The organism is Kocuria sabuli, from assembly GCF_040981185.1.
GTDB lineage: Bacteria > Actinomycetota > Actinomycetes > Actinomycetales > Micrococcaceae > Kocuria > Kocuria sabuli.
Map to the genome: position 1 here is coordinate 22917 of NZ_JAVHZE010000009.1, position 25491 is coordinate 48407.

21 protein-coding genes are annotated in these 25491 nt (G+C 71.9%); 7 read left to right on the forward strand and 14 right to left on the reverse strand.

Features of this window, described 5'->3' with window-relative positions; genetic code table 11:
* Nucleotides 1-37: 37 nt before the first annotated feature.
* Both RE027_RS10335 and RE027_RS10340 read left to right on the forward strand, forming a co-directional pair.
* Nucleotides 38-760, forward strand: a complete 723-nt coding sequence (locus tag RE027_RS10335; protein WP_368808175.1) for a GntR family transcriptional regulator — start codon at nucleotides 38-40, stop codon at nucleotides 758-760.
* 114 nt (nucleotides 761-874) lie between these two features.
* Nucleotides 875-1396, forward strand: coding sequence for a glutathione peroxidase (locus RE027_RS10340; RefSeq protein WP_368808176.1), 522 nt, complete (start codon nucleotides 875-877; stop codon nucleotides 1394-1396).
* 202 nt (nucleotides 1397-1598) lie between these two features.
* On the opposite strand, the gene RE027_RS10345 is transcribed toward RE027_RS10340, so the two are convergent.
* A complete protein-coding gene (locus tag RE027_RS10345) occupies nucleotides 1599-3938 on the reverse strand; it encodes a right-handed parallel beta-helix repeat-containing protein (RefSeq protein ID WP_368808177.1) in 2340 nt (779 codons plus the stop codon).
* Between the two features lie 509 nt (nucleotides 3939-4447).
* On the opposite strand from RE027_RS10345, the gene RE027_RS10350 reads away from it, so the two are divergent.
* Nucleotides 4448-5317 (forward strand): alpha/beta fold hydrolase, encoded by an 870-nt coding sequence (locus RE027_RS10350; protein ID WP_368808178.1) that lies wholly within the window; start codon nucleotides 4448-4450, stop codon nucleotides 5315-5317.
* Nucleotides 5318-5369: 52 nt separating this feature from the next.
* Here RE027_RS10350 and RE027_RS10355 read toward each other — a convergent pair whose 3' ends face one another.
* The 5 genes from RE027_RS10355 to RE027_RS10375 form a co-directional block, all read right to left on the reverse strand.
* The gene (locus RE027_RS10355; protein WP_368808179.1) at nucleotides 5370-5834 is read right to left on the reverse strand and encodes a ribose-5-phosphate isomerase; all 465 of its coding nucleotides are present in this window, start codon (nucleotides 5832-5834) and stop codon (nucleotides 5370-5372) included.
* A gap of 80 nt (nucleotides 5835-5914) precedes the next feature.
* Complete coding sequence (locus RE027_RS10360; RefSeq protein WP_368808180.1) at nucleotides 5915-6664, reverse strand: triose-phosphate isomerase; 750 nt, start codon at nucleotides 6662-6664, stop codon at nucleotides 5915-5917.
* Nucleotides 6665-6673: 9 nt separating this feature from the next.
* Complete coding sequence (locus RE027_RS10365) at nucleotides 6674-8425, reverse strand: dihydroxyacetone kinase family protein (protein ID WP_368808181.1); 1752 nt, start codon at nucleotides 8423-8425, stop codon at nucleotides 6674-6676.
* 90 nt (nucleotides 8426-8515) lie between these two features.
* Nucleotides 8516-9511 carry a 3-hydroxyacyl-CoA dehydrogenase family protein gene (locus RE027_RS10370; RefSeq protein WP_368808182.1) on the reverse strand — a complete coding sequence of 332 codons (996 nt, stop codon included), beginning with the start codon at nucleotides 9509-9511 and terminating at the stop codon, nucleotides 8516-8518.
* 175 nt (nucleotides 9512-9686) lie between these two features.
* Nucleotides 9687-10409: a GntR family transcriptional regulator gene (locus RE027_RS10375; RefSeq protein ID WP_368808183.1), complete on the reverse strand. Its 723-nt coding sequence runs from the start codon at nucleotides 10407-10409 to the stop codon at nucleotides 9687-9689.
* A gap of 215 nt (nucleotides 10410-10624) precedes the next feature.
* Between RE027_RS10375 and RE027_RS10380 the strand changes: the two genes are divergently transcribed.
* Together RE027_RS10380 and RE027_RS10385 are read left to right on the forward strand one after the other, a co-directional pair.
* Nucleotides 10625-12049 carry a GntP family permease gene (locus RE027_RS10380; protein WP_368808184.1) on the forward strand — a complete coding sequence of 475 codons (1425 nt, stop codon included), beginning with the start codon at nucleotides 10625-10627 and terminating at the stop codon, nucleotides 12047-12049.
* Between the two features lie 35 nt (nucleotides 12050-12084).
* Nucleotides 12085-13026, forward strand: a complete 942-nt coding sequence (locus RE027_RS10385; protein WP_368808185.1) for a sugar phosphate isomerase/epimerase family protein — start codon at nucleotides 12085-12087, stop codon at nucleotides 13024-13026.
* Between the two features lie 427 nt (nucleotides 13027-13453).
* Here RE027_RS10385 and mmsB read toward each other — a convergent pair whose 3' ends face one another.
* The 7 genes from mmsB to RE027_RS10420 all read right to left on the reverse strand — a co-directional run bounded on the left by mmsB (nucleotide 13454) and on the right by RE027_RS10420 (nucleotide 22621).
* Entirely contained in the window at nucleotides 13454-14617 is a 1164-nt protein-coding gene (gene mmsB / locus RE027_RS10390) for a multiple monosaccharide ABC transporter permease (RefSeq protein ID WP_368808299.1), read from the reverse strand.
* Between the two features lie 93 nt (nucleotides 14618-14710).
* A complete protein-coding gene (mmsA, locus tag RE027_RS10395) occupies nucleotides 14711-16240 on the reverse strand; it encodes a multiple monosaccharide ABC transporter ATP-binding protein (RefSeq protein ID WP_368808186.1) in 1530 nt (509 codons plus the stop codon).
* Between the two features lie 81 nt (nucleotides 16241-16321).
* Nucleotides 16322-17440: a multiple monosaccharide ABC transporter substrate-binding protein gene (gene chvE / locus RE027_RS10400; protein WP_368808187.1), complete on the reverse strand. Its 1119-nt coding sequence runs from the start codon at nucleotides 17438-17440 to the stop codon at nucleotides 16322-16324.
* Nucleotides 17441-17496: 56 nt separating this feature from the next.
* A complete protein-coding gene (araA, locus tag RE027_RS10405; RefSeq protein WP_368808188.1) occupies nucleotides 17497-19011 on the reverse strand; it encodes an L-arabinose isomerase in 1515 nt (504 codons plus the stop codon).
* A complete protein-coding gene (locus RE027_RS10410; RefSeq protein WP_368808189.1) occupies nucleotides 18986-19738 on the reverse strand; it encodes an L-ribulose-5-phosphate 4-epimerase in 753 nt (250 codons plus the stop codon). Before RE027_RS10410 ends, araA begins: the two co-directional genes overlap by 26 nt.
* A complete protein-coding gene (gene araB / locus RE027_RS10415) occupies nucleotides 19735-21423 on the reverse strand; it encodes a ribulokinase (RefSeq protein WP_368808190.1) in 1689 nt (562 codons plus the stop codon). Before araB ends, RE027_RS10410 begins: the two co-directional genes overlap by 4 nt.
* A 166-nt stretch (nucleotides 21424-21589) precedes the next feature.
* The gene (locus tag RE027_RS10420) at nucleotides 21590-22621 is read right to left on the reverse strand and encodes a LacI family DNA-binding transcriptional regulator (RefSeq protein WP_368808191.1); all 1032 of its coding nucleotides are present in this window, start codon (nucleotides 22619-22621) and stop codon (nucleotides 21590-21592) included.
* Nucleotides 22622-22827: 206 nt separating this feature from the next.
* On the opposite strand from RE027_RS10420, the gene RE027_RS10425 reads away from it, so the two are divergent.
* Together RE027_RS10425 and RE027_RS10430 are read left to right on the forward strand one after the other, a co-directional pair.
* Entirely contained in the window at nucleotides 22828-23811 is a 984-nt protein-coding gene (locus tag RE027_RS10425; RefSeq protein ID WP_368808192.1) for an aldo/keto reductase, read from the forward strand.
* An 86-nt stretch (nucleotides 23812-23897) separates the two neighbouring features.
* On the forward strand, nucleotides 23898-24629 hold the full coding sequence (locus RE027_RS10430) for a DUF72 domain-containing protein (RefSeq protein WP_368808193.1): 732 nt from the start codon (nucleotides 23898-23900) through the stop codon (nucleotides 24627-24629).
* Nucleotides 24630-24714: 85 nt separating this feature from the next.
* On the opposite strand, the gene RE027_RS10435 is transcribed toward RE027_RS10430, so the two are convergent.
* Entirely contained in the window at nucleotides 24715-25491 is a 777-nt protein-coding gene (locus RE027_RS10435; protein ID WP_368808194.1) for an SDR family NAD(P)-dependent oxidoreductase, read from the reverse strand.

The following is a 25491-nucleotide window of genomic DNA, read 5'->3' on the forward strand; positions in this document are numbered from 1 at the left end:
GCGGCGACCGGAACGGCCGGGCCGATATGCTGGGCCGATGAGCGCGGAGCCGCGGGCCGTCCCGAAGTACTACCTGCTCAAGGAGCAGCTCCGGGCGCTCGTGCGGGACGCGGCCCCCGGCACGCTCATCCCCACGGAGCGGGCGCTCGCCGAGCAGTACGCCACCTCCCGCACGACGGTCCGCCAGGCCATCGGCGAGCTGGTGGCGGAGGGAGTGCTGGGCCGCGCCCAGGGCCGGGGGACCTTCGTGGCCCCGCCGCGGTTCACCTACGTCCGCCAGCTCACCTCGTTCAGCGACGACGCCGACGCCCAGGGCCTCGCGAGTTCCTCCACGGTCCTCGACGTGAGCCGCACGGCCGCCGACGACGACGCCGCGGCCCGGCTGCGCGTGCCCCCCGGCGCCGAGCTTTCGCGGGTGGAGCGGATCCGGCTCATCAACGGCGAGCCGCTGGCCCACGAGGTCGCCCTGCTCACCGGACCGCTGCCCGACCTGGCGGAGCACCTGGGCCGGACCGGATCCCTGTACACCGCGCTGCGCCAGGACTACGGCATCGACATCGTCGAGGCGGAGGACACGGTGGAGACCCGGCTCGCCGGCCCGGACGAGGTCCGGCTCCTGGGCATCGAGATGGGGGCCCCTCTGCTGCTGATCCACCGGCTCGGGTTCACGGCGGACGACTCGCCCGTGGAGTGGACCCGATCGGTGTTCCGCGGGGACCGGTTCCGTTTCCTCGCCCGCATGAAGGGCCCGCGGCGCTGACCCGCGAGGTCGCGGCCGCCGGCCGCCGCGACCTCGGCGCTCTTGCGGGCGCGCGCGGGGCCTCGGCGGCAGAATGGGAGCGGACCGTCGTCGTCGAGAGCCCGGGAGGCACCCATGACCACGCTGCACGACTTCACCGCGACCACCCTGGACGGGCGCGAGCAGCCGCTGTCCGCGTATGCCGGGAAGGTGGTGCTGGTGGTCAACACGGCGAGCCGGTGCGGGTTCACGCCGCAGTACGAGGGCCTCGAGCAGCTGTGGCGGGGCTTCCGGGAGGACGGTCTCGTGGTGCTCGGCTTCCCCTGCGACCAGTTCGGCCACCAGGAGCCGGGCTCCGAGGAGGAGATCGCCGACTTCTGCAGCCGCAACTACGGCGTGACGTTCCCGATGTTCGCGAAGGTCGACGTCAACGGCCCCGGCGCCCACCCGCTCTGGTCCTGGCTGCGCGAGGAGAAGGGCGGGATCATGGGTGACGACATCAAGTGGAACTTCACCAAGTTCCTGGTGGGCCGGGACGGCCGGGTGATCCGCCGCTTCGCCCCGAAGACCTCGCCGGCGCAGCTCGCCGGCAGCATCGAGTCGGCCCTGGCCCGCGGGGAGCAGTCCGCCGGGAAGGACTCCGCCGGGGCGGGCTGAGACGGGTCAGCGTAGCGAGGGCCGACGGCGCCGGACGGAGAGGCGCATCGCCGGGCGCGTGCTCCGGCGCAGCACCTCGCGGCCACACCTCGCGGCTGCCGGGCCGCACCGATGTGGACGAACGCGGCGCGCGCAGAAGCTGGAGGTCCAGCATCCGCGCGCGCCTGCGTTCAGCTCTGGTGCCGCTGCCGCGGCCCGGGGCCTACTTGCGGCCTCCCGGGTGACTGGTCGGGTCGACGGCCCCGATGTGCCGGCCGTCCTCCCCGCCCGTGGCCAGGAAGGACCGGAACGTGGGTCGGGCGTAGTCGCCGAAGAGCAGCGAACCGTCGTCGGCGCGCTCGTGCCGGGCCGGCTGTTCGAGCGAGACGAAGTCCCTCGGGAACACCAGCCGCTTGCCGCCGTCGATGCGCGATTCGGATCCGTCGTAGAAGACGTTGGTCCTGTCGACGTCGCCCGAGACCTGGTCGGCACGGTCGTGGCTGCCGGTGAACACGGAGAGGTTGTTGCGGAAGACCCCCTGCTCCTCCGGCCCGAAGTACGGGTTGGTGCGGAAGATGAAGTTGTACCGCTTGTTGTCGACCGCGGTGTTGTTGGTGACGGAGAGCCGTCCGGGGTTGAAGTTGTCGGAGAACCCGTCGAGGTTGTTGGCGTAGGCCAGGTTGCCGGTCAGCACGTGGTCCACCGGGAGCCCCTCGCCTCCCACCTTGAAGCCGGTGCCGACGTTGGAGTCCGTGTTGTAGCCGTCGGAGAGCTGACCGTTGTGGTGGGCGATGTTGTTCTCCATGGTGATGGGGAAGTTGGGGCCCTCGTCCGTGCGGTTGTAGAGGTCCCAGCCGTCGTCGATGTTGTGGTGGGCGACGTTGTCGCGGAACACGTTGCCCGGGCCCACGCCCAGCTTCGCCGCGAAGCCGTCGGCGTTGATGTCGGACGGGTCGCGGTTGTCGTGGGCCTCCGAGTTGACGATCAGGTTCTCGGCCGGCCAGTTCTCCGGGGCACCGCTCCCGCTGAGCTGGAACCCGGTGTTGCCGTTGTGGCTGAAGACCATCGAGTCGAAGGTGTTGTGCGAACCGGAGGACCGCATGCCGTTGCCGGCGGCCCGGGTCAGCTCCAGGTCCGAGACCACCCAGTGGTCGGCATCGGCTCTCATCACCTGGGGGAGAGCGGAGCGTCCGTCGATGACGACCTCTGCGCCGTCGTGGGCGGTCAGGGTCTTGGGCGCGTCGGCCGTGCCGGAGTACTCGGGAGCGATTTGGATGGTGCCGGCAGGCGCGTAGGTGCCCTCCAGGAGCTCGACGGACTGTCCGGGCAGCACGTGCTCGACGGCGGTCGTGATGTCCAGCGGCGATGCGACGGTGCCCGCACCGTCGGAGGTGCCTGCGGGGCCGACGATCAGCGCGCCCTCGTGGAACTCGCGGACCGTCACGTCGACGCTGCGCGTGATCGGGGTCGGGTCCGGGCCCTCCGAGGGCGAGTAGGTCGCCGTGACCGTGGAGCGCCCCGAGGGGATCGTGATCGTGTGGCTCAGGTCGTTCCCGGCGCCGATCGGCAGCCCCTCGGCCGCCGGAGCGCCGTCCACGAGAAGATCCACGCTGCCCGCGTAGGGGGCCGAGGCCGCCACGTGGTAGTCCGTGCTGCCGGAGCGCGCCGGGGCTCGCAGGTCGAAGGACGCCGGGGTCACCGCCTCGGGCCGCTGCGGTCGCGGCTGGGTGTCGGCGTCGCTCAGCACCAGGGACGCGTCGGAGAAGGTGACGGCGACGTTGCGGGACGCGAAGAAGCCCACGGTCATCGAGTCGGGGTCGATGTCCTGCACCCAGTCGGCCCCCTCCAGCTGACGGGTGTGCGTCTGGGGTTCACCGAGGTGCGTGTAGGTCGTGGACATCACGAAGGAGTCGTCGGTGCGCTCCAGCCGCATGGTCACGGGCACGTCGGTCAGGAGGCCGTGGGCTCCCAGCCGGTGTGTCTGCCGTTCCGAGCCCACCGTTCCCCACGGCTCGGTCACACCGGTGCGCGTCATGGCCACCGGGCCCTGGCGCAGCACGGTCGTGGAGGCGTAGTTGGAGGCCGCCGGGACCTCCTCGAACCCGTCCAGCATCGGGTCCTGGCGCGCTGCGCCGTTGACGTCGCGGACCATCAGGCCGGCGCCCTCCTGCCCGCTGGGGTTGGCGCCCGTCTCCGGGCCGAGCTGGTGGACGGTCACGTCCGCTTCGAGGACGAAGTTGTGCTCGCGGGGATCGAGGTCGACGTGGTAGAACGTGAGCCCGTCGTGGCCGGGGGCGAGCTTCCCGCCGCGGCTCTCCATGAAGACGTCGCCGTCGATCGACCCGGGGGTCTCCGGCCTCGCCAGGTTCACGCCGACCTTGTCGGGCAGCACGTTGGAGGAGAAGTTCAGGTCGGTGGACTGGCCGAAGGTGGTCTCCCGCCACTCGAGGGAGGCACTCGAGTGCTCCGGCGCCTGCGGTTCGGCGGCGCCCTCCTGCTCGGGCGCGGCCCAGGCGCCGGCCGGTGCGATGAGGGTCGCGGTGAGGGCTGCGATGCCGACCACCGCGACCCGACGGACCGAACGTCTGCGGCGCAGCGCGCGCCGCCCTCTGCCTGCTGTGGCGGTCGGCTCCCCGCCGCTGTGTCGAACTGGCATCTGCTGCTCCCTCCGAGGACGGACGACGTGGGGGGCGAGTCCAGGAGTGGGTTCCGTCGTCCGCGCTGTGCATACGACCCGTATATGCCGTGCCGGTAGTTGCTGAGTGCGATCTGGAATGCGCTTTCCGGCCAGCCTAGAGTGACCCAGAACACATGTCAACGACTTGAAGTCGGCCCTGACGAGCCGCAGGTGGTCGGCACGCACGGCTTCCGTGGATCCGGTGGCGTGCCGGGCACCTGTCGAACCTCCTGCGGGCGGCGAACCGCGTCAGGGCGTGCTCCACGGGGTTCCTCCCGGTTCCTCGCTGGTGTTGGCTGGAGCCTGCGGGATCCGGCCCCGTCACGGACGACGTCGCCCGCCCCGCACTCCAGTCCCGGGCCCGCGCGGCCCGTCCCCGACCCGCAGGAGGAACCGTGCTCCCCGACTTCACCGCCCACGACGTCCCCGTGGCCGACGGCACGATCCACGCCCGCACGGGCGGCGACGGCCCGCCCGTGCTGCTGCTGCACGGCTTCCCGCAGACCCACGCGATGTGGCACCTCCTCGCCCCCGTGCTGGCCGACGAGTTCACCGTGGTCGCGGCCGACCTGCGCGGCTACGGCCGCTCCAGGACGGGCAGCGAGGACTTCACCTTCCGCGCGATGGCCGCCGACCAGGTGCAGCTCATGCGGGCCCTGGGCCACGACCGGTTCCACGTCGTCGGGCACGACCGCGGCGCCCGGACCGCCCACCGCATGGCCTTCGACGCCCCCGACGCCGTGCTCTCGGTGGCCCTGCTCGACGTCCTGCCCACGCTGGACGTGTGGCGGTCGATGGACGCGTGGCTGGCCCAGCAGTACTACCACTGGGCCTTCCTCGCCCAGGGCGGCGGGCTGCCGCAGACCCTGATCGGCCACGACCCCGCCTACTTCGTGCGCGCGACGCTGCAGGGACTCAGCGGCACGGAGGTCGGGTTCCACCCCGGCGCGCTCGCCGCGTACGAGGAGGCGGCGAGCGACCCGGACGTGGTCGACGCGTGGTGCCGCGACTACCGCGCCGCGGCCGGCCCGGACGTGGAGATCGACCGGGCGGACGAGGACGCGCAGCGGGGAGTTCCCGCGCTCGTCCTGTGGGGCGCCCGCGGTCGGGTCGGCGCCCGGGAGGACCCGCTCGAACGGTGGCGGCGGCACTTCCCCCGGGCGACCGGCCGGGCGGTTGACGCCGGGCACTTCCTCGCCGAGGAGCGACCGGAGGAGGTCACCGCGGCGGTCCTGGGGCACCTGCGCGCGGCGCGGGCACGGTGAGGGCCCCGGGGCGGTGGGTCCGCCCCGGGGCCCTCACCGTGCCGGGTGCGGGTCAGCAGTTCTCGTAACCGGTGATGGCATCCACCTTGGCCGCCGAGGCACTGGCCGGATCGAAGGCGTAGCCGATCCACTCCTTGGCCAGACGCCGGGCCAGCTCCAGACCCACCACCCGCTGGCCCATGCACAGCACCTGAGCGTTGTTCGACAGCACCGAACGCTCCACCGAGTAGGAGTCGTGGGCGGTCACCGCCCGGATCCCCGCAACCTTGTTCGCCGAGATCGCCACCCCCAGGCCCGTGCCGCAGATCAGCAGCGCCCGGTCGGCCTCCCCGGCCGCGACCCTGCGCGCGGCCTCCACGGCCACGTGCGGATAGTCCGTGTTCTCCGTCTTCGAGACGCCGACGTCGACCACGCTGGCCACCCGCTCGTCGGCCTCCAGGTCCTGGCGCAGGACCTCCTTGTAGTCGAATCCGGCGTCGTCGCCGCCGATCACGATCCGCAGCTTCTGCTCGCTCATGGGGTGCTCCTTCATCTTGTCGTCGTCTGGGTCGGTGGTGCGCTGGTGGGTGATGCGCTGGTGGGTGGTGCGGTGGTGGTTCAGGGGTGGGCTGCGATCTGGAGCAGGCGCAGGTACCCGTCGAGCTGCCAGGCCGTGCGGCCCACGAAGAGCCCGTCGACGGGGGCGAGGCCCAGCAGATCGGCGGCGTTGTCGAGTCCGACCGACCCGCCGTAGAGCAGTCCCTGCACCTTCTCCCCCCAGGCCTGGGCCAGGGCGGCGAAGGGTTCTTCCAGCTCCGCGGTGGTGGCCGGGCGCCCGTGCGCCCCGATCGCCCAGATCGGTTCGTAGGCGATCAGCACCCGTCCCAGCTGCTCGGGGGCCAGGCCCTCCAGGGCGCGGGCGGCCTGGTCGGCGATGAACGCGGCCGAGCCGCCGGCGTCCTTCACCGCCGCGGGCTCCCCCACGCACAGCAGCGGCACCAGCCCGTGGGCCAGGGTCGCGGCGACCTTGGCCCGGACGGTCTCGTCCGTCTCGCCGAAGTGCTCGCGCCGTTCGGAGTGGCCGATCTCCACGATCCGCGCCCCGGCGTCGGCGACCTGGGGCACCGAGACCTCCCCGGTCCAGGCCCCGGCGTCCTCCCAGTGGGCGTTCTGCGCCCCGACGAGCACCCGGGGCTCGTCGGTCAGGGCCTGGGCCACCGCGGCGATCGCGGTGGCCGGGGGGATCACGAAGGGCTGCACGGCCCCGAGCTCGCGCCCGGCCAGGAACTCGCCCAGGCCCCGGGCCCAGTCGGTGGCCTCGGCCAGGGTCTTGTTCATCTTCCAGCTCGTGCCGATCCACACCGTCATGATCGTCCCCTACCGCCCGTCCGGGGTCCGGGCGTCCGGGGCCTGGGCGAAGAGGTCGCCCAGGGCGTCCATGAGCACGGAGAAGGACAGCGCCCCGGGGTCCGGGGTGCCCAGGCTCTTGTCCCCGAGCACCTTCGAGCGCCCGCGGCGGGCGGTGATCTCCGCGGTGGCCTCGGCCGCCTCCCGGGCCACGGCCGCGGCCTTCTTCGTCGACCCGGCCAGCTCGGCGGAGGACTCGAACTCGGCCAGCAGCCTCTCGCGGAACGGCAGGGCGGCGTCGACCATGGTCTTGTCCCCGGGGGCGGCCCCGCCCAGCCGCACGATCGCGTCGATGCCGGCCACCAGGGCGGCCACCACCTCGTCCGCCCCGGCCCCGGCGTCGTCGGTGAAGACCCCGCCGGCCGCGGTCAGGGCCGCGCCCCACAGCGCCCCGGAGGTGCCACCGGCCTCCTCGGCCCAGGCGTCCCCGGCCCGCAGCAGGACCGTGCGGGCCCCGGCCCCGTCCTCGGCGGCGGCCCGGGCGGCCGCGACCGCGCCCCGGGTCCCGTAGGCCATGCCCTGGCCGTGGTCGCCGTCGCCGGCGATGGCGTCCAGGCGCCCGAAGTGCTCCTCGTGCTCGGCCGCGGTGGCCTCCAGGACCTCCAGGGCCGTCACGATCCGTGCGGCCGCCTCCTGCGAGGCCGCGGCGGCCGGGGGCACGTCCTCCTGTCCGGGGGTGTGCACCCCCGTGCGCGCCGGCCGGTCGGTGGTGTCCGCCGTGCCGCGGCGGAAGGCGGGGGTGTCGGCCGGAGCCAGCCAGTGGCGCTCCAGCTCCTCGTCGAGGAACACCACGGTCAGCGACAGCCCTGCCATGTCCAGGCTGGTGACGTGCTCGCCGACCTCCGGGGCCACCACGGTCAGGCCCCGCTCGGCCAGCTGTTCGGCCACCCGGGCGTAGACCACGAACAGCTCCTCGTACTTGACCGTGCCCAGACCGTTGACCAGCACCGCCACCCGCCCCTGGTAGCCGTCCTCGGCCCGGGCCGGCTCCTCCTCCAGCACGCCGTCGAGCAGCAGATCGGCGATCTCGTCGGCCGTGCCCATCGGCACCTCCCGCACCCCCGGCTCCCCGTGGATCCCGAGCCCGATCGCCATCTCCCCGGCCGGCACGTGGAAGAGCGCCTCCCCGGCCCCGGGCAGGGTGCAGCCCTCGAAGGCCACGCCGAAGGACCGTGTCGCGTCGTTGGCCTTCCACGCCACCCGTTCGGCCTCCGCCAGATCGGCCCCGGCCTCGATCGCCGCCCCGGCGATCTTGAAGACCACCAGGTCCCCGGCGATGCCACGGCGCTCACGATGGGCCTCGGCCGGGCCCGAGGCGATGTCGTCGGACACCCGGACGATCCGCACGTCCACGCCCTCGGCCCGCAGCTTCTCGGCGGCCTGCCCGAAGTGCAGCACGTCCCCGGCGTAGTTGCCGAAGCCCAGCACCACGCCCCCACCGTTCTCGGCCGAGCGCGCCACGGAGTACACCTGGGAGGCCGAGGGCGAGGAGAAGACGTTGCCGCACGGCGCACCGTGGCCCATCCCCGGGCCCACCCACCCGGCGAAGGCCGGATAGTGCCCCGACCCCCCGCCGATCACCAGCGCCGGCTGTCCCACCGGCGTCTCGGAGGAGCGCACCACCCCGCCGTGGGCCAGGGCCACGTGCTCGGGATGAGCAGCCACATAGCCCCGCAGCGCGTCGGACGCGAACTCCGCAGGATCGTTCACAAGAAAAGTCATCGTTCCAGCCTCGGTGGTCTCGGAGGGTCGCCGGCAGGACAGCGGCGCCGGGCACCGCTCCTGCCGACAGTATCTGCTGTTGCTGCCGGCTCAGCCCGCGTCGGCGGACGCGCCGCCCTGCTGGGCGGTCTCCTCGTCGACGGGGCTGGGGCCCAGCTCGTCGAGCAGGCGGCCCATGGCCACGTAGGCCTTGTTGCGGTACGCGACGAGGTCGTTCGACCGCTCGGCGGGGATCTGCAGGAAGCCGGCGCCGGACTTGGTGCCGAGCTTCCCGGCGTCGACGAGGTCCTGGAGGACCGCGGGCGTGGCGAAGCGCTCGGGGAACGAGGTCTGCAGCGACGCGTAGCAGAAGGAGTAGACGTCCAGCCCGGCCATGTCCGCGATCGCGAAGGGCCCGAAGAACGGGAGACGGAAGCCGAAGGTGGTGCGCACCAGGGTGTCCACGTCCTCCGCCGAGGCGATGCCCTCCTCGACCAGCTGGGCGGCCTCGTGGAACAGGGCGTACTGCAGGCGGTTGAGCACGAACCCGGTGACGTCCTTGACCACGGCGGACTTCTTGCCGGTCAGCTCGACGATCTCCTGGGCCGTTCCCACGGTCTCGGGCGTGGTGCCCTCGTGGGGGATGACCTCGACGCCGGGGATGAACGGCGCGGGGTTGGAGAAGTGCACGCCGAGGAAGCGGCCCGGGTTCTCGACGGCCTCGGCGAGCTGGGCGATGGAGATGGTGGAGGTGTTGGAGCCGATCACGGCGTCCGCCGGTGCGGCGTCGCTGATCCGGCGCAGGGTGCCGTGCTTGATGTCGAGGATCTCCGGGACGGCCTCCTCCACGTAGGACGCGTCCGCGACGGCCTCCTCGATGCTGGGGGCGGCCCACAGGTTCTCGCGCAGGCGTTCGACCGCGTCCGCCGGGAAGAGCCCGTCCGCGACGAACTGCTCCGCCTCGCCGAGCAGGCGCTCGAGGTTCTTCTCGGCGATCTCCTGGGAGATGTCGGCGAGCGCGACCCGCGCCCCGCCGAGGGCCAGCACCTGGGCGATGCCCCCGCCCATGTATCCCGAACCGACAACTGCCACTGAGCGCTGAGTCATGATCGCCATCTCCTCTGATGTGCACGTGTTCCGCCTGGGACACGGCGGCATCGGAGCGCGGGTCGGGAACGACCTCGGACACCGGATCAAGTCTTCGCCGTGTTTCCTATAGGATCCACGGGCCCGAGTGTGGTGTCAACCACATTGCGTCGCACCACCGGGGCCGGAACGGGCCTCAGGCGCTCTCGCTCCGGGCCCCCCGGTCGACCCGGTCGGCGCTCTCGTACTCGTGGATCGCCCGCTCCCGCACTCCGCAGATGTGCCCGGCCATGGCGATCCGGGCGGCCGCGGCGTCCCCCCGGCGCAGGGCCTTGAGGATCCGCGCGTGCTCCTCGATGGCGCTGCGGGCGTCCTGCACCCCCAGGCCGCTGAACAGCCGGCACCGGTGCACGTGCCCCCCGAGGGACTCGTAGGCGCCCAGGACGAACTTGTTGTCCGCCTGCTCCGCGATGAGGCGGTGGAAGCGCTCGTCGGCCTCCCAGTAGGAGCGGTAGTCGGAGAAGTGGGGCCCGTTCGGCGCCTCGCGCAGGTCGTCGATGGAGCGCTCGAGGGCCGCCAGGAACGGCGGATCCGCGCGGGTGCAGGCCAGTTCGGCGTTGTACGGCTCGATGAGCAGCCGGGCGTCCATGAGGTCGAGCAGCTCCTCGTGGGTGAGCAGGGGGGCCACGCGGTAGCCGCGCAGCGCGGCGCGGACCACCATGTTCGTGGACTCGAGCCGCGCCAGGGCCTCCCGGACGGGCGTCGGGGAGACGCCGAGCTCACGAGCCGTGCCGTCGATGCTGATGGGGTCGCCGGACTTCAGCTGCCCGTCCATGAGGCGCGAGAGGATCTCCTTGTAGACCTGGTCCGCGAGGATGCTGCGCTGCACCCACGCGCCACTCGAAACGTCCTTCTCCATGCCGCTTCCCTCGCTCGCGTCCGCCCTGACAGGAATTGTCCCACGTGCCGGCCGGGCCGGGTGCGGAGCCAGAAGCCCCACTATGACGCCGATTCCACAACAGGCTGGACAGCTCACCAATATCCTATAGGGTATTGGCCAATGGCCCGCCGGATGTGGTCCACGCCACAGCGAGAGAGTGGGCGGCTCGCATCCTGATCAAAGGTGATTCAGCTATGCACATCCTTCTTCCCGCCGCCACGGCGGACGCCCTCGTCCTGGCGGAACGGCCCACGTGGGCGCTCATCGCCATCGCGGTCGCGGCGATCGCCGCGCTGCTGTTCCTGATCATCAAGCTCCGCCTGCACGCGTTCTTCGCCCTGATCATCATCAGCCTCCTCACGGCGCTGGCCGCCGGCATCGGGGTCGCCGACGTCGTGGCGGTGGTCGTGGCAGGGTTCAGCACCACCGTGGGCAACGTGGCCCTGCTCGTGGGCTTCGGCGCGGTCCTCGGCCGTCTGGTCGAGATCTCGGGCGGCGCCCAGGTGCTCGCGGACGCGATGCTGCGGCGCTTCGGCGAGAAGAGGGCGCCCCTGGCCCTGGCCGTCGCCTCCCTCTTCTACGCCTTCCCGATCTTCCTCGACGCCGGGTTCATCGTCATGCTGCCGATCATCTACACGGTGGCACGGCGTCTGGGCGGGTCCTTCATGCTCTACGTGCTGCCCTCCATCGGCGCCTTCCTGATGATGCACGCCCTCACCCCGCCCCACCCCGGCCCCACTGCGGCCGCGACGGTCATGGGCGCGGACGTGGGCATGGTGGTGCTGATCGCCCTGCTGGTGGGCCTGCCCACCTGGTACCTCGCCGGCTACCGGCTCAGCCTGGTCATCGCCAAGCGCTACCCGGGCATGCCCGTGCCCAACCTGCTCGGTGAGGCGGACCTCGACGAGGACACCCCCCGCCCGGGCTTCTGGACGATCATCTTCGTCCTCCTGCTGCCGCTGGTGCTCATCTTCTTCAACACCCTGTTCACCACCCTCGAGGCCAGCGACGTCGTCGGCGAGGACAACGTCCTCTTCCGCCTGTCCCGGCTCATCGGCAGCACCCCGATCGCCCTGCTGATCGCCACGCTGTTCGCGATGTACCTGCTGTACCTGCGCCCGCGCCGCGGCCGGGGCACCATCGGCGGCGCGCTGGAGGACCTGGTCGACAACGCCCTCGCCCCCGTCTGCTCCATCATCCTCATCACCGGCGCCGGCGGCGCCTTCGGCCGGGTGCTCACCGAGACCGGCATCGGCTCCACCATCGCCGGTGGCCTGGACGCGGCCGGGCTGCCCGTCATCCTGGCCGGTTTCCTCGTGGCGATCGCCTTCCGCGTGGCCCAGGGCTCCGCGACCGTGGCCGCCACCACCGCGGGCTCCATCATGGCGCCGGCGGTCGCGGAGCTGGGGCTGTCCGGGGTCGCGCTGGCCGCCATCGTCGTCGCCATCTCCGCGGGTTCCATCACGTTCTCGCACGTCAACGACTCGGGCTTCTGGCTGATCGGCAAGTTCTGCGGGTTCGACACCGTGACCACGCTGAAGACGTGGACCGTGATCGCCACCGCGATCGGGTTCATGGCCTTCGCCCTCGCGTGGGTCGTCTACGCCCTCGCCGCGTGACCCCCTCGCCCAGACCACCCACCAAGGAGAGCACCATGCCGCACACCCCCGAGACCTGGCCCATCGGGGCCGCCCTGCTGAACTTCACGGGCACCACCGCCGACGGCCGCGACCGCACCGCGGCCGGCCCCGGGGCCTGGAAGCAGACCCTGCGCGAGGTCCGTCTCGCAGGCTTCGACCACGTCGACCTCACCGACTCCTGGGTCCGCCCGGCGGACCTCACCGCCGACGGACGCCGGCAGCTGCTCGGGACGGCCCGCTCCTACGGCCTCGCCTTCAGCGACATCGCGGTGACCCGCAAGAGCGTGATCACCCCCGACGAGGACCGGGCGCAGGAGAACATCGCCTACACGAAGCGCACCATCGACGCCGCCGTGGACCTCGAGGCGCCCATGGTCTGCCTGGGCCTGCACGACCCGTTCACGGAGGCGCAGAAGGAGGCCGCCTGGTTCTGGCTGGCACCGGGCGCCGAGGACGAGGACACCCCGGAGAACCGGGAGAAGGCCGCCGAGCGCTTCCGGGAGCTGGGCGAGTACGCCGGGGAGCGCGGGGTCAGCCTGTCCCTGGAGATGTACGAGGGCACCTTCCTCGGCACCGCCGACAGCTCCGTGGAGCTCGTCACCGCCGTGGACCTGCCCAACGTGGGCCTGTGCCCCGACATCGGCAACATCGTCCGCCTGCACCGCGAGGTCGAGGACTGGCGCGAGATGCTGACCACGATGCTGCCCCACACCAACTACTGGCAGCTGAAGAACTACTTCCGCGACCACGACCCCGCCACCGGCTCCTACGCCTCCGCCCCGGCGCCGCTGGCCCTGGGCTACATCAACTACCGCGACGCCATCGGCATGGCCCTGGAGGCCGGCTTCGACGGGCCCATGTGCGTGGAGCACTACGGGGGCGACGGCCTCAGCGTGTCCGCCGTCAACCGCGACTACATCCGCGAGATCCTCACCGCGAAGCTGCCGGAGGACTGACCTCCGGACGAGGACGACGTCGGGGCGGTGCCGCGCGGCACCGCCCCGACGTCGTCGCGGCCTTCGACGACGCGCCCGGCGACGACCCGCCACCGGACATCCTTCAGCCCGCTTACCTTTTCGGGCCGCACCCCGTAGCGTGGAACCACTGCGGTCCGCACCGTGCACGCCGGCAGGCGTGCCGCGGGCCGCCCGGATCCGTCCCGGCAGGCCGGAACGGATCCGATCGGGACAACGGAAGGAGCACCAGCATGCGCAAGATCCTGTTCATGGTCGGCACCGCCGTCTTCAGCCGCGTCATGGCCAAGCGTCGCGAGAACAAGAACGGCCGCCGCTAGACGACGGCGCCCACCGCGGCCCCGGAAGGGCGCCGCGGTGGGCGGTGACCACGAGCCCGTCCGGCGACCGCGCCGGACGGGCTCGTCCGTCATTTCAGGGCGTTGGACGCCCGCCGCTTGTTGAAGACGTCGAAGCCGACCGCCAGCAGCAGCACCAGGCCCTTGATGAACTGCTGGTAGTCGATCCCCACCCCCATGAGGGACATGCCGTTGTTGAGCACGCCCATGATGAGACCGCCGGTGATGGCGCCGATGATCGTGCCCACCCCACCGGTCACGGCGGCGCCGCCGATGAAGGCCGCGGCGATCGCGTCCAGCTCGAACAGGCTTCCGGCGCCCGGTCCGGCGGAGTTGAGCCGGCCGGTGAACACCAGGCCGGCGAGGGCGGCCAGCACGCCCATGTTGACGAACAGCAGGAAGTCGACGCGCTTGGTGTTCACGCCGGAGAGCTGCGCGGCCTGGAGGTTGCCGCCGCGGGCGTAGACGTGACGGCCGAAGACCGTCCGGTTCATCACGGCGCTGTAGGCGACCACCAGCACGCCGAGGACCACGAGCACGATCGGCGTGCCGCCGCGCGAGCTGGCCAGCAGGAAGGTCAGCGCGAGGATGACGACGACGCCGAAGACCAGGCGCGTGAGGAACCAGGCGCGCGGCTCGTCCTCGAGGGCGAGCTTCGCGCGGTTGGCCCGGCCCCGGAGCTGGCTCACCACGAGCAGCGCCGTGGCGATGAGGCCGATGCCCACCGTGGTCCAGTCCAGGATGTTGGTCGCGGGCGGGAACAGGCCCGGGAAGAGGGAGCCGCCGCCGAGCTGGCGGTACTCCGGCGGGAACCCGGTGATCCGCTGGTTCTCGAGCACGATCTGCGTCAGACCGCGGAAGACGAGCATGCCGGCGAGGGTGACGATGAAGGCGGGGATCCCGATGTAGGCCACCCAGAAGCCCTGCCAGGCCCCGACGAGCGCGCCGACCGCGAGGGAGGCGACGAGGGCCGCCCACCACGGCAGGCTCCAGTCCCGGATCATGATCCCGGACATGGCGCCCACGAACGCGGCCACGGAGCCGACCGAGAGGTCGATGTGCCCGGCCACGATGATCATGACCATGCCGATCGCCAGCAGCAGGATGTAGCTGTTCTGGACGATGATGTTGTAGACGTTGTCCGGCTGGAGCAGCGCGCCTCCGGTGAGGGCCTGGAACAGCGTCACGATCACCAGCAGGGCCAGGAAGATGCCGATCTGGCGGAGCCGGCTCATGAGGAACCGGCCGGCACCGGCCACGGTGGAGTTCTTCTGGGGGCTTCTGCTGGCGAGGGCCCGCTCCTCGTCGGCGAGGGTGGAAACCATGGGTCAGTCCTTTTCCTTGGTCATGTGCTGCATGAGTCGTTCGGGGGTGGCCTCGGCGATGGGCAGATCGGCGGTGATCCGGCCCTCCGCGAGCGTGTAGATCCGGTCGCAGATCCCCAGCAGCTCCGGCAGCTCGGAGGAGATCACCAGGACCGCCTTCCCCTGCGCGGCCAGCGCGTTGATGATCGTGTAGATCTCGTACTTCGCGCCCACGTCGATGCCGCGGGTCGGCTCGTCGAGGATGAGCACGTCGGGATCGGCGAACATCCACTTGGACAGGACGACCTTCTGCTGGTTGCCGCCGGAGAGCTTGCCGGTGATCGAGGACACCGAGGGCGCCTTGATGTTCATGCTGGTCCGGTAGTCCTGCGCCACCAGCGTCTCGCGCCCGCCGTCCACCCAGCCCGCGGACGTGAGCTTGCCCAGGGCCGCCGAGGAGATGTTCCGCTTGATGTCGTCGATCAAGTTGAGCCCGTAGCGCTTGCGGTCCTCCGTGGCGTACGCGATGCCGTGCCGGATCGCCTCGCTGACGGTGCGCGCCGTGATCTCCTCACCGTTCTTGTACAGCCGTCCGGTGATGTTGGACCCGTAGCTGCGCCCGAAGATGCTCATGGCCAGCTCCGTGCGCCCGGCGCCCATGAGCCCGGCGATGCCCACGATCTCGCCCGCCCGCAGGGTCAGGCGGGCCCCGTCCACGACCACCCGCGAGTGCTCCTGGGGATGGTGCACGGTCCAGTCCTCGACGCGGAGCACCTCCGCACCGATGTCGGGGACCCGCTCCGGGTACCGGTTCGTGAGCTCGCGGCCCACCATGCCCTTGATGATCCGGTCCTCGGTGACGGACCCGTCGTGCAGGCTGAGGGTCTCGATGGTCTGCCCGTCGCGGAGGATCGTCACGGAGTCGGCGATCGCCCGGATCTCGTTGAGCTTGTGGCTGATGATGATGCAGGTGATCCCGTCCTCGCGCAGACCCCGGACCAGGCCCAGCAGGTGCGCGGAGTCCTCGTCGTTCAGGGCCGCCGTGGGCTCGTCGAGGATGAGCAGCTTCACGTCCTTGGACAGCGCCTTCGCGATCTCCACGAGCTGCTGCTTGCCCACCCCGATGTCACCGGCCGGGACGCTCGGGTTCACGTCGAGGCCCACGCGCCGGAGCAGGTCGGCGGCCCTGGCGTTGGTCTCGTTCCAGTTGATGAACCCGCGGGTGGCGCGCTCGTTGCCGAGGAAGATGTTCTCCCCGACGGACAGGAACGGGGACAGCGCCAGCTCCTGGTGGATGATGACCACCCCGCTGCGCTCGCTGTCCTTGATGTCCCGGAAGGAGACGGTCTCGCCCTCCAGGACGATGTCCCCCTCGTAGGTGCCGTGCGGGTACACGCCGGAGAGCACCTTCATGAGGGTGGACTTGCCGGCGCCGTTCTCCCCGCAGATCGCGTGGACCTCGCCGCGGGCGACGGCCAGGGTGACGTCCTGCAGCGCCTTGACGCCGGGGAAGGACTTGCTGATCCGGCGCATCTCCAGAACGTGCTCGCTCATGCGGGCCTCCTCGTCTCGAGCTGGATGGTGGTGGGTGGGACGGACCGGCCGGGCGGCGTCGGGCCGCCCGGCCGGTCGCGGTCACTCGACCTCGGACGCCTCGTAGTAGCCGCTGTCCACGAGGGCCTCCTGGTAGTTGTCCTTCGTGACGATCTCCGACTCGAGCAGGTAGGCGGGGACCACCTTCACCCCGTTGTCGTAGGTCTCCTCGTCGTTGACCTCGGGCTCCTCGCCCTTCATGAGGGAGTCCACCATGAGCACCGCGCGCTCGCCGAGCTCACGGACGTCCTTGAAGATCGTGGAGTACTGCTCGTCGTTGACGATGGACTTCACGGATCCGATCTCGGCGTCCTGGCCGGTCACCACGGGCAGCTCGTCCTGGGAGTAGCCGCCGGAGCGCAGCGCGGAGATGATGCCGATCGAGAGCCCGTCGTAGGGGGAGAGCACGCCGTCGAGCTGGTCGCCGCCGCCCACCGTGATGAGGTCCTCCATCCGGTCCTGGGCGGTGTCCGGCAGCCAGCGCAGGATGGCGGCCTGCTCGAACTCGGTCTGGCCGCTGGGGACGTTGAGCGTGCCGTCGTCCAGGTAGGGCTGGAGCGTGTCCATCGCGCCGTCCCAGAAGAAGGTCGCGTTGTTGTCGTCGGGGCTGCCGGCGAAGAGCTCCACGTTGAACGGGCCCTTCTCGCCGGTCGGCTCGCCGTTCTCGTCGAGGACCCCGAGGCCGGTGAGCAGCGACGTGCCCTGCTGCACGCCCACCTCGTAGTTGTCGAAGGTCGTGTAGTAGTCCACGGTCTCCGACTCGTTGATGAGGCGGTCGTAGGCGATCACGGGGATCTCCTGGGTCTCGGCCGTGTCCAGCACGCTGGTCAGCGTGGTGCCGTCGATCGAGGCGATCACCAGGGCCTTGGCCCCGCCGTTGATCATGTTCTCGATCTGGGAGATCTGGGTGGGGATGTCGTCGTTGGCGTACTGGAGGTCCACCTCGTAGCCGAGCTCCTCGAGCTGGGCCTTGACGTTCTCCCCGTCCGCGATCCAGCGCTCGGACTGCTGCGTGGGCATCGCCACGCCGATCCGGGCCCCCTCGTTCGAGCCCTCCTCCCCGCCGGCGCCGCGGCTGCCGCCGCAGGCCGTGAGACCCAGGGCGAGGGTCAGGGCGGTCACCCCGGTGAGGGTCTTCTGCACAGTGGTCCTGGCGATCATGGTCGTGCCTTTCGTCGGTCCGGGCGTCGCTGCCCGGATGTCCGTGGGTCGGTGGGTCAGAGCTTCTGCGCGAGGCGGTAGTACGCCGCGTTCCAGCGCACCTCGCGCTGGAACTCGCGCAGCGTGGTGGAGTCGTCGATGAGCAGCAGCTCCGTGCCGGTGATGTCCGCGAAGTCCCGGACCACGTCCGCGCCCACGGCGGTGGTGAGCACCGTGTGGTGGGCGGCACCGGCCGTGAGCCACGCCGCGGCCGAGGTCGCGAGGTCCGGGTGCGGGCGCCACACGGCCCGGGCCACCGGCAGGTGGGGCAGCGGGGCGTCCGGGGGCACGACCTCCACGGTGTTGGCCGTGAGCCGGAAGCGGTCGCGCATGTCGGACATCGCCACGACCACGCCGGGGCCCGTGTCGGTGTCGAACACCAGGCGCACGGGGTCCTCCTTGCCGCCGATGCCCAGCGGGTGCACCTCGAGGGAGGGCTTCGCCGTGGTGAGGCTCGGGCAGATCTCCAGCATGTGGGCGCCGAGGATCTTCTCCTCGCCGGGGACCAGGTGGTACGTGTAGTCCTCCATCAGGGAGGCGCCGCCGGGCAGCCCGGCGCCCATGACCTTCGCCGCCCGGACCAGCAGGGCCGTCTTCCAGTCGCCCTCCGCGCCGAACCCGTAGCCGCGGGCCATGAGCCGCTGCACGGCCAGGCCCGGCAGCTGGCGCAGCCCGCCGAGGTCCTCGAAGTTCGTGGTGAAGGCGCCGAAGCCGCCGTCCTCCAGGAACTGGAGCAGCCCGAGCTCCTGCCGGGCCCCGTAGCGCAGGGACTCGTGGCGCTCGCCGCCGCGGCGCAGCTCGGGGACCACGTCGTAGAGCTCCTCGTACTCGGCGACGAGCTCGTCCACACGGTCCTCGGACTGGGCGTCCACCACGGCCACGAGGTCGTTGACGCCCCAGGTGTTCACGGAGACCCCGAACTGCAGCTCGGCCTCGGTCTTGTCGCCCTCGGTCACGGCGACGTTGCGCATGTTGTCCCCGAACCGGGCGATCCGCAGCCCCTGGACCGCGGCCCGGCCGGCGCACGCGCGCTGCCAGGAGGCGATCTGCCCGGTGACCTCGGGGGCCGAGACGTGGCCCACCACGGTCTTGCGCGGGACGTCGAGCCGGGTCTGGATGTAGCCGAACTCCCGGTCCCCGTGCGCGGCCTGGTTGAGGTTCATGAAGTCGAAGTCGATCTCGCCCCACGGCAGCGCGACGTTGATCTGGGTGTGCAGGTGGAGCAGCGGCTTGCGCAGCGCGTCCAGGCCGGTGATCCACATCTTCGCGGGGCTGAAGGTGTGCATCCACGCGACCACGCCGATCACGTGGTCCTCGGCGTTGACCTCCAGCGCGGTCCGGCGGATCGAGGCGGCGTCCTTGAGGGTGGGCTTCCAGACGACCCGGACCGGCAGGCCGGCGTCGTCGAGCATCCCGACGATCGCGCGGGACTGCTCGGCCACCTGGCGGAGCGTGTCCTCGCCGTAGAGGTCCTGGCTGCCGGTGAGGAACCAGACCTCGTAGGGCTCAAGGGCGGTGCTGAGAGGGCTCAAGGGAGTGCGCTCCTGGGATCGAGGGGGAGGTGGCGGGCTGCTGGCCGTAGACGTTCTGGTACCGGTCGAACAGGGCGTCGACGTGCCCGGCCTCGATGGGCAGCGGCTCGCCGAGCTGGCGGGACAGGTGGACCGTGCGGGCCACGTCCTCGAGCATGGCCGCGGCCTTGACGGCGTCCCGGGCGTCCTTGCCGATGGTGAACGGACCGTGGTTGCGCATGAGGACCGCCCGGGAGCGGTGCCCGGCGAGGGTCTCCACGATGCCGCGCCCGATCGAGTCGTCGCCGATGATCGCGAAAGGCCCGACCGGGATCTCCCCGCCGAACTCGTCCGCCATGGCGGTGAGGACGCACGGGACGGGCTCGCCGCGGGCGGCCCACGCCGTGGCGTAGGGCGAGTGGGTGTGCACCACTCCCCCGACCTCGGGCATGTGCCGGTACACGTAGGCGTGGGCGGCCGTGTCGCTGGACGGCGAGCGCTCCGCGCCGGGGGTCCCGGGCACGGGGCGGCCGTCGAGGTCGCACAGGATCTGGTTGTCGGGGCCGAGCTCGTCGTAGCTGACGCCGCTGGGCTTGATGACGAAGAGGTCGGTCCCGGGCACGCGCCCGGACACGTTGCCGGCGGTCCACACGACCAGGCCGTAGCGCACGAGTTCGGTGTGCAGGTCCGCGACCTCCTGCCGGATCCGGGCGATGCGCTCCTCGAGCTCGGGCGTCACGGTGTTCATGCGGAGACCTCCTGGGCGGATCGGGCGTGGCGCCGGAGCGCCTTGAGCCGGCGCATGACGTCGTTGCCGCCACGGCCGAAGTGGTCGTGCAGTGCGGTGTACTCCGCGTACAGCGCCGAGTAGGCCTCGGTGCGGGCGGGGTCCGGGGTGTACGCGGAGCGCTCGAGCCGGCCCATCGCCTCGGCGGCGGCCCGGACGTCGGGATAGGCGCCGGCGGCCACGGCCGCGTGGATGGCGGAGCCGAGGGCGGGGCCCTGGTCGCTGCCGATGACGGAGATGGGCATGCCGAGCACGTCGGCGTAGACCTGCATGAGGAACGCGTTCTTGATCAGCCCGCCGGCCGCCACGAACTCGGTGACGGGGATGCCGGCGGTCGCGAACGTCTCGACGATCGTGCGGGCACCGAAGGCGGTGGCCTCCAGCAGCGCCCGGTAGACCTCGTGCGGGCGGGTGGCGAGGGTGAGTCCCACGAGCAGTCCGGAGAGCTCGTGGTCCACGAGCACGGAGCGGTTGCCGGACTGCCAGTCCAGGGCCACGAGCCCGTGGGCGCCCACCGGCTCGCGGCTCGCCTGCTCGGTGAGCAGCTCGTGCACGCTCAGCCCGCGGGCGGCGGCCTCCTCCCGCAGGGGGCCCGGCACGAAGTGGGCGGTGAACCAGCCGAAGATGTCCCCCACCCCGGACTGGCCGGCCTCGTAGCCGTAGAGCCCGTCGATGATCCCGCCGTCCACCACACCGCACATCCCGGGCACCTCGCGCAGGGTGTCCGAGCTCATCACGTGGCAGGTGGAGGTGCCCATGATCGCGACCATCTGCCCCGGGGCGGTGGCCCGGGCGGCCGGGGCGCAGACGTGGGCGTCGATGTTGCCGACGGCCACGGCGATGCCGGCGGGCAGACCCGTCCAGGCCGCGGCCTCGGCGCTGAGCGTCCCGGCCATGTCGCCGAGGGCGCCCACCTCCCGGTCCAGCTTCTCCTCGGCGAAGCCGGCGAAGCCGGGGTTGAGCGCGGCCAGGAAGTCCCGGTCGGGGTACTCCCCGTCCTGCAGGATCCCCTTGTAGCCGGCCGAGCAGGCGTTGCGGACGTAGTTGCCGGTCAGCTGCCACACGATCCAGTCGGCGGCCTCGACCCAGTGGTCCATCCGGTGGTAGAGCTCCGGGTCCTCCTCGAGCAGCTGCAGCCCCTTGGCGAACTCCCACTCGCTGGAGATCAGCCCGCCGTAGCGGGGCAGCCACCGCTCCCCCCGCCGGGCGGCGAGGTCGTTGATGCGGTCCGCCTGGGCCTGGGCCGCGTGGTGCTTCCACAGCTTCACGTAGGCGTGGGGGCGGTCCTCGAGCCCGGGGAGCTCGTTGAGGGGCGTGCCGTCGGCCAGCACGGGGACCATGGTGCAGGCGGTGAAGTCGGTGCCGATGCCCACCACGGAGGCCGGGTCCACGCCGGCGGCGCGCACCGCGGCGGGCACCGCCTGCCGCAGGACCTCGACGTAGTCGGCGGGCACCTGCAGCGCCCACTCGGGCGGCAGGGGCGCGCCCGTGGCGGCCAGCTCGGTGTCCATGACGCCGTGCCGGTACTCGTGCACCGCGGAGCCCAGCTCGGCGCCGTCGTGCACCCGCACGACCACGGCCCGCCCGGAGAGGGTGCCGTAGTCGACGCCGACGACGTACGTGGGGGTATCGCTGCTCTGGCTCACCGTGGACCTCGTTGTCGCTCGGACCGCCCGTTCCGGATCGCGCGGTGTGGTCCGCGAACCCGAATGTGAACGGTCACATTTGCATGTCCGAGCTACCGTACCGTGCCGTCGGGTGATCTGTGACACAGGATTTGATAACAGTTCGGTAACGGCGGAAAGGGCGGGGTCAGGCCGGGTGTGCCGCCGTGGAGCGCCGCCGCACGAGCTCGGGCGCCACGTCCTCGATCCGGACCGGCTCGTCGCCGCGCAGCTCGGCCAGCAGCACGGCCAGGCAGCGGCGGCCGAGCTCGGGGAAGTCCTGCCGGATCGTCGTCAGCGGTGGCAGGAAGTGCGCGGACTCCGGGACGTCGTCGAAGCCGACCACGCTGAGGTCCTCCGGCACCCGCAGCCCGGCTTCCGCCAGCGCGTGCACCAGCCCCAGTGCGATGTGGTCGTTGCCGCAGACGACCGCGCTGAAGTCCCGCCGCTCGCGCAGCGCGAGGCCCACGCGGTAGCCGGACTCAGCCGTCCACTCGCCCGCGGCGGCCAGGACGGGCTCGAGCCCCCAGGCGGCCATCTCCTCCCGGTAGCCCTCGCGCCGGGCGTCGGTCTCGACCCACCCCTCGGACCCGGGGACGTGGAGCACGCGCCGGTGCCCCAGCTCGAGCAGGTGACGGGTGGCCAGCCGGGCGCCGGCCATCTGGTCCACCGACATCCGGTGGTCCGCGCCGTGCAGCGAGTGCACCGTGACGAACGGGATCCTGATGGACAGCTGCTCGATGACCTCGAGGGTGCGCGACTGCGGGGCGAGGAGCACCAGCCCCTCGACCGCGTGGCCCACCAGCCGGTCCAGCGCCGCCTCGATGGAGGCGCGGTCCGCGTGGTCGATGTGCACGGTGTCCACCACGTAGCCGGCCTCGTTGGCCGCGGTCTGCACGGCCTGCAGGCTCGCCGTGGGCCCGTACTCGGCCCCCGAGGAGACCAGGGCTCCGATGATCCGGGACTCGCTCGTGACCAGGGCCCGCGCGGCCCGGTTGGGGCGGAAGCGCAGCTCCTCCATCGCCTCGAGCACGCGCCGGCGCGTGGAGTCCCGCAGGTTCGGATGGCCGTTGATCACCCGGGACACCGTCTGGTGGGAGACCCCGGCCGCCCGGGCCACGTCCCGGATGTTGGGGGCACGCCGAGGGCGTGCGGCGCTCGCACCACCCTCGTCGGTCATGGCCAGAACGGTACTCCACGGCCGGGGCGGGTCCGCCGGCACCCCCGTGTACGGCCCCGGCCGCGGCGGCCCGGCCGCGGCGCGGGTGCTTGCGCACAGGGCACACCGCACCGCATGGTTGTCCCCGGTGCCACCCGAGCTGCGGGGCGCCGTCTCCCGCGGGGTCGGGGAGATCTCCATCGAACGCGGAACGGATGACACGACGCATGGAACACCGCACACTGGGCAGGACCGGACGGACCGTATCGACCGTGGGGCTGGGCACCTGGCAGCTGGGCGCCGACTGGGGCGAGGTCGAGCCGGCCGAGGCCACCGCCGTCCTGGAGGCGGCCGTGGAGTCCGGGGTGACCTTCTTCGACACCGCCGACGTCTACGGCGACGGCCGCAGCGAGCAGACGATCGGCGCGTTCCTGCAGGAGAACCCGGAGCTGGACGTCACGGTGGCCACGAAGATGGGCCGCCGGGTGGACCAGCTCCCCGAGAACTACGTCCTGGCCAACTTCCGGCAGTGGGTGGACCGCTCCCGGCGGAACCTGGGCGCCGACGTCCTGGACCTGGTCCAGCTGCACTGCCCGCCCACGTCCGTGCACAGCGACCAGGAGGTCTACGACGCGCTGGACACCCTCGTCGAGGAGGGCGCGATCCGCCACTACGGCGTCAGCGTGGAGCGCACCGACGAGGCCCTGGCCGCCATCGCGCGCGGCAACACCGCCACCGTCCAGATCATCCTCAACGCCTTCCGGCTCAAGCCGCTGGACGCCGTCCTGCCGATGGCGCGGGAGGCCGGCGTCGGGATCATCGCCCGGGTGCCCCTGGCCTCGGGCCTGCTCTCCGGGAAGTACACCAAGGACACCCGGTTCGCGGAGGACGACCACCGCAACTACAACCGGACCGGCACCGCCTTCGACGTCGGCGAGACCTTCTCCGGGGTCGACTTCGAGCGCGGGCTCGAGGCCGTCCAGGAGTTCTCCGAGCTGCTGCCCGACGGGACGACCACGGCGCAGGCCGCCCTCGCCTGGGTCATCGCCCAGGAGGGCGTGAGCACGGTGATCCCGGGGGCGCGCAACGTCGAGCAGGCCCGCGCGAACGCCTCGGCCGCGGACACCGGCGAGCTGGGCCGCGAGCTGGACGAGGGCGTCCGCCGGATCTACGACGCGTACTTCCGCGAGAGCGTCCACCCCCGCTGGTGACCGGCCGCGTCGTCGTGCCCCGCCCCGGGGCCGGGCACGACGACGGCACGGCGCCGCGGGCCGCCCCGTGCGGTTAGCGTGGACGCATGGGCTGGCACATCGGCACCTCCGGGTGGAGCTACGAGCACTGGGAGCACGTCCTCTATCCGCCGGGCACACCCCCGGCGGGACGCCTGGCGCGCTACACCGGCGTCTTCTCCACCGTGGAGCTCAACGCGAGCTTCTACCGGTGGCCGCGGGAGAGCACCTTCGCCGGCTGGAACCGTCGTCTCCCGCCGGGCTTCCGGATGTCGGTCAAGGCCCCGCGCGGTCTCACGCACGCCAAGAAGCTCTACGCGCCGGAGGTGTGGGCGCAGCGCATCGCGGGGTCCTGGCACGAGCTGCGGGACCGGCGGGCCGTGCTCCTGGTCCAGCTCGCCCCCGCCCACGAGCGCGACGACGCGCGGCTGGACTGGTTCCTGGCCGCGCTGCCGGACTGGATCCAGGTGGCCGTGGAGTTCCGCCACGACAGCTGGGTGCACCCGGACGTGTTCGCGATCCTGCGCCGGCACGGCGCCGCGTACTGCGTGATGAGCGGAGCGGGGCTGCCCTGCGTCCTCGAGGCGACGGCCCCGGTGGTCTACGTCCGCTTCCACGGCCCGGACCACCAGCACCTCTACGCCGGGTCCTACCCGGACGCGGACCTGGCCTGGTGGGCCGAGCGGATCCGCGAGTGGGACCGCGCCGGCCACGAGGTGTACGCGTACTTCAACAACGACGGCCACGGCCACGCCGTGCGCAACGCCCTGACCCTGCGCCACCTCCTCGGCGGCGGCTGAGCCCGGCGGCGGCCGAGCCCGGGGCCGGCCGGACCCGGCGGACGCGGCGCCCGCCGCCGCGCCCGCGAGGCTGTCTGCGGTCCGACTAGGAGATCTGCAGCCCGCCGTTGATGTCGTATGTCGCTGCCGTGATATATCCGGCGTCCTCCCCGACGAGGAAGGCGAGCAGCGCGGCCATGTCCCGCACGGTGCCCACGCGGCCCACGAGGATGTCCTCGGCCATGCCCTCCTTCCGCTCCTCGGTCAGGGTCCCGCCCATGATGTCGGTGTCCACGGGGCCGGGGGCGATGCAGTTCACGGTGATCCCGTGCTCGCCCATCTCGCGGGCCACGGCCCGGGTGAAGCCGATGATCGCGGCCTTGGAGGCGCTGTAGGCGGACTTGGAGTAGGTGCCGCCCCCGCGCTGGGCGGAGACCGAGGAGATGCTGACCACGCGGCCCAGCCTCCGCTCGATCATCCCGGTCAGGACCCGCTGGGTCACCATGAAGGTGCCCGTCATGTTGATCGCGAAGACCCGGTCCCAGGTCTCGCGGGTCTCCTCCATGAAGCTGGTGGGCGAGCTGATCCCGGCGCAGTTCACGAGGGCCACGATCGGGGGCAGCTCCGCCTCGACCCGGTCGACGGCCTCGTGCACGGAGGCCTCGTCGGACACGTCGGTGCGCAGCCCGAGGGCCTGCACGCCGTGCCGGCCGGCGATGTCCCGGGCAGCCTCGGCGGCGGCGTCGCCGTCGACGTCCAGGATGGCGACGCTCCAGCCCAGGCTCGCGAGCAGGTCCGCGGTGGCGCGGCCGATGCCCCGCTCGGAGGCGGCGCCGGTGAGCACGGCGGTGCGCTCGGCGGGGAAGGCGGTGGTCTCGGTCAT

What these genes read in the sequence shown, in the direction of transcription:
- RE027_RS10335 (WP_368808175.1), top strand. Translation starts at nt 38, where the DNA reads ATGAGCGCGGAGCCGCGGGCCGTCCCGAAGTACTACCTGCTCAAGGAG.
- RE027_RS10340 (WP_368808176.1), top strand. Translation starts at nt 875, where the DNA reads ATGACCACGCTGCACGACTTCACCGCGACCACCCTGGACGGGCGCGAG.
- RE027_RS10355 (WP_368808179.1), bottom strand. Translation starts at nt 5,834, where the DNA reads ATGAGCGAGCAGAAGCTGCGGATCGTGATCGGCGGCGACGACGCCGGA.
- RE027_RS10360 (WP_368808180.1), bottom strand. Translation starts at nt 6,664, where the DNA reads ATGACGGTGTGGATCGGCACGAGCTGGAAGATGAACAAGACCCTGGCC.
- RE027_RS10365 (WP_368808181.1), bottom strand. Translation starts at nt 8,425, where the DNA reads ATGACTTTTCTTGTGAACGATCCTGCGGAGTTCGCGTCCGACGCGCTG.
- RE027_RS10370 (WP_368808182.1), bottom strand. Translation starts at nt 9,511, where the DNA reads ATGACTCAGCGCTCAGTGGCAGTTGTCGGTTCGGGATACATGGGCGGG.
- RE027_RS10375 (WP_368808183.1), bottom strand. Translation starts at nt 10,409, where the DNA reads ATGGAGAAGGACGTTTCGAGTGGCGCGTGGGTGCAGCGCAGCATCCTC.
- RE027_RS10380 (WP_368808184.1), top strand. Translation starts at nt 10,625, where the DNA reads ATGCACATCCTTCTTCCCGCCGCCACGGCGGACGCCCTCGTCCTGGCG.
- RE027_RS10385 (WP_368808185.1), top strand. Translation starts at nt 12,085, where the DNA reads ATGCCGCACACCCCCGAGACCTGGCCCATCGGGGCCGCCCTGCTGAAC.
- mmsB (WP_368808299.1), bottom strand. Translation starts at nt 14,617, where the DNA reads ATGAGCCGGCTCCGCCAGATCGGCATCTTCCTGGCCCTGCTGGTGATC.
- mmsA (WP_368808186.1), bottom strand. Translation starts at nt 16,240, where the DNA reads ATGAGCGAGCACGTTCTGGAGATGCGCCGGATCAGCAAGTCCTTCCCC.
- chvE (WP_368808187.1), bottom strand. Translation starts at nt 17,440, where the DNA reads ATGATCGCCAGGACCACTGTGCAGAAGACCCTCACCGGGGTGACCGCC.
- RE027_RS10410 (WP_368808189.1), bottom strand. Translation starts at nt 19,738, where the DNA reads ATGAACACCGTGACGCCCGAGCTCGAGGAGCGCATCGCCCGGATCCGG.
- RE027_RS10420 (WP_368808191.1), bottom strand. Translation starts at nt 22,621, where the DNA reads ATGACCGACGAGGGTGGTGCGAGCGCCGCACGCCCTCGGCGTGCCCCC.
- RE027_RS10425 (WP_368808192.1), top strand. Translation starts at nt 22,828, where the DNA reads ATGGAACACCGCACACTGGGCAGGACCGGACGGACCGTATCGACCGTG.
- RE027_RS10430 (WP_368808193.1), top strand. Translation starts at nt 23,898, where the DNA reads ATGGGCTGGCACATCGGCACCTCCGGGTGGAGCTACGAGCACTGGGAG.
- RE027_RS10435 (WP_368808194.1), bottom strand. Translation starts at nt 25,491, where the DNA reads ATGACCGAGACCACCGCCTTCCCCGCCGAGCGCACCGCCGTGCTCACC.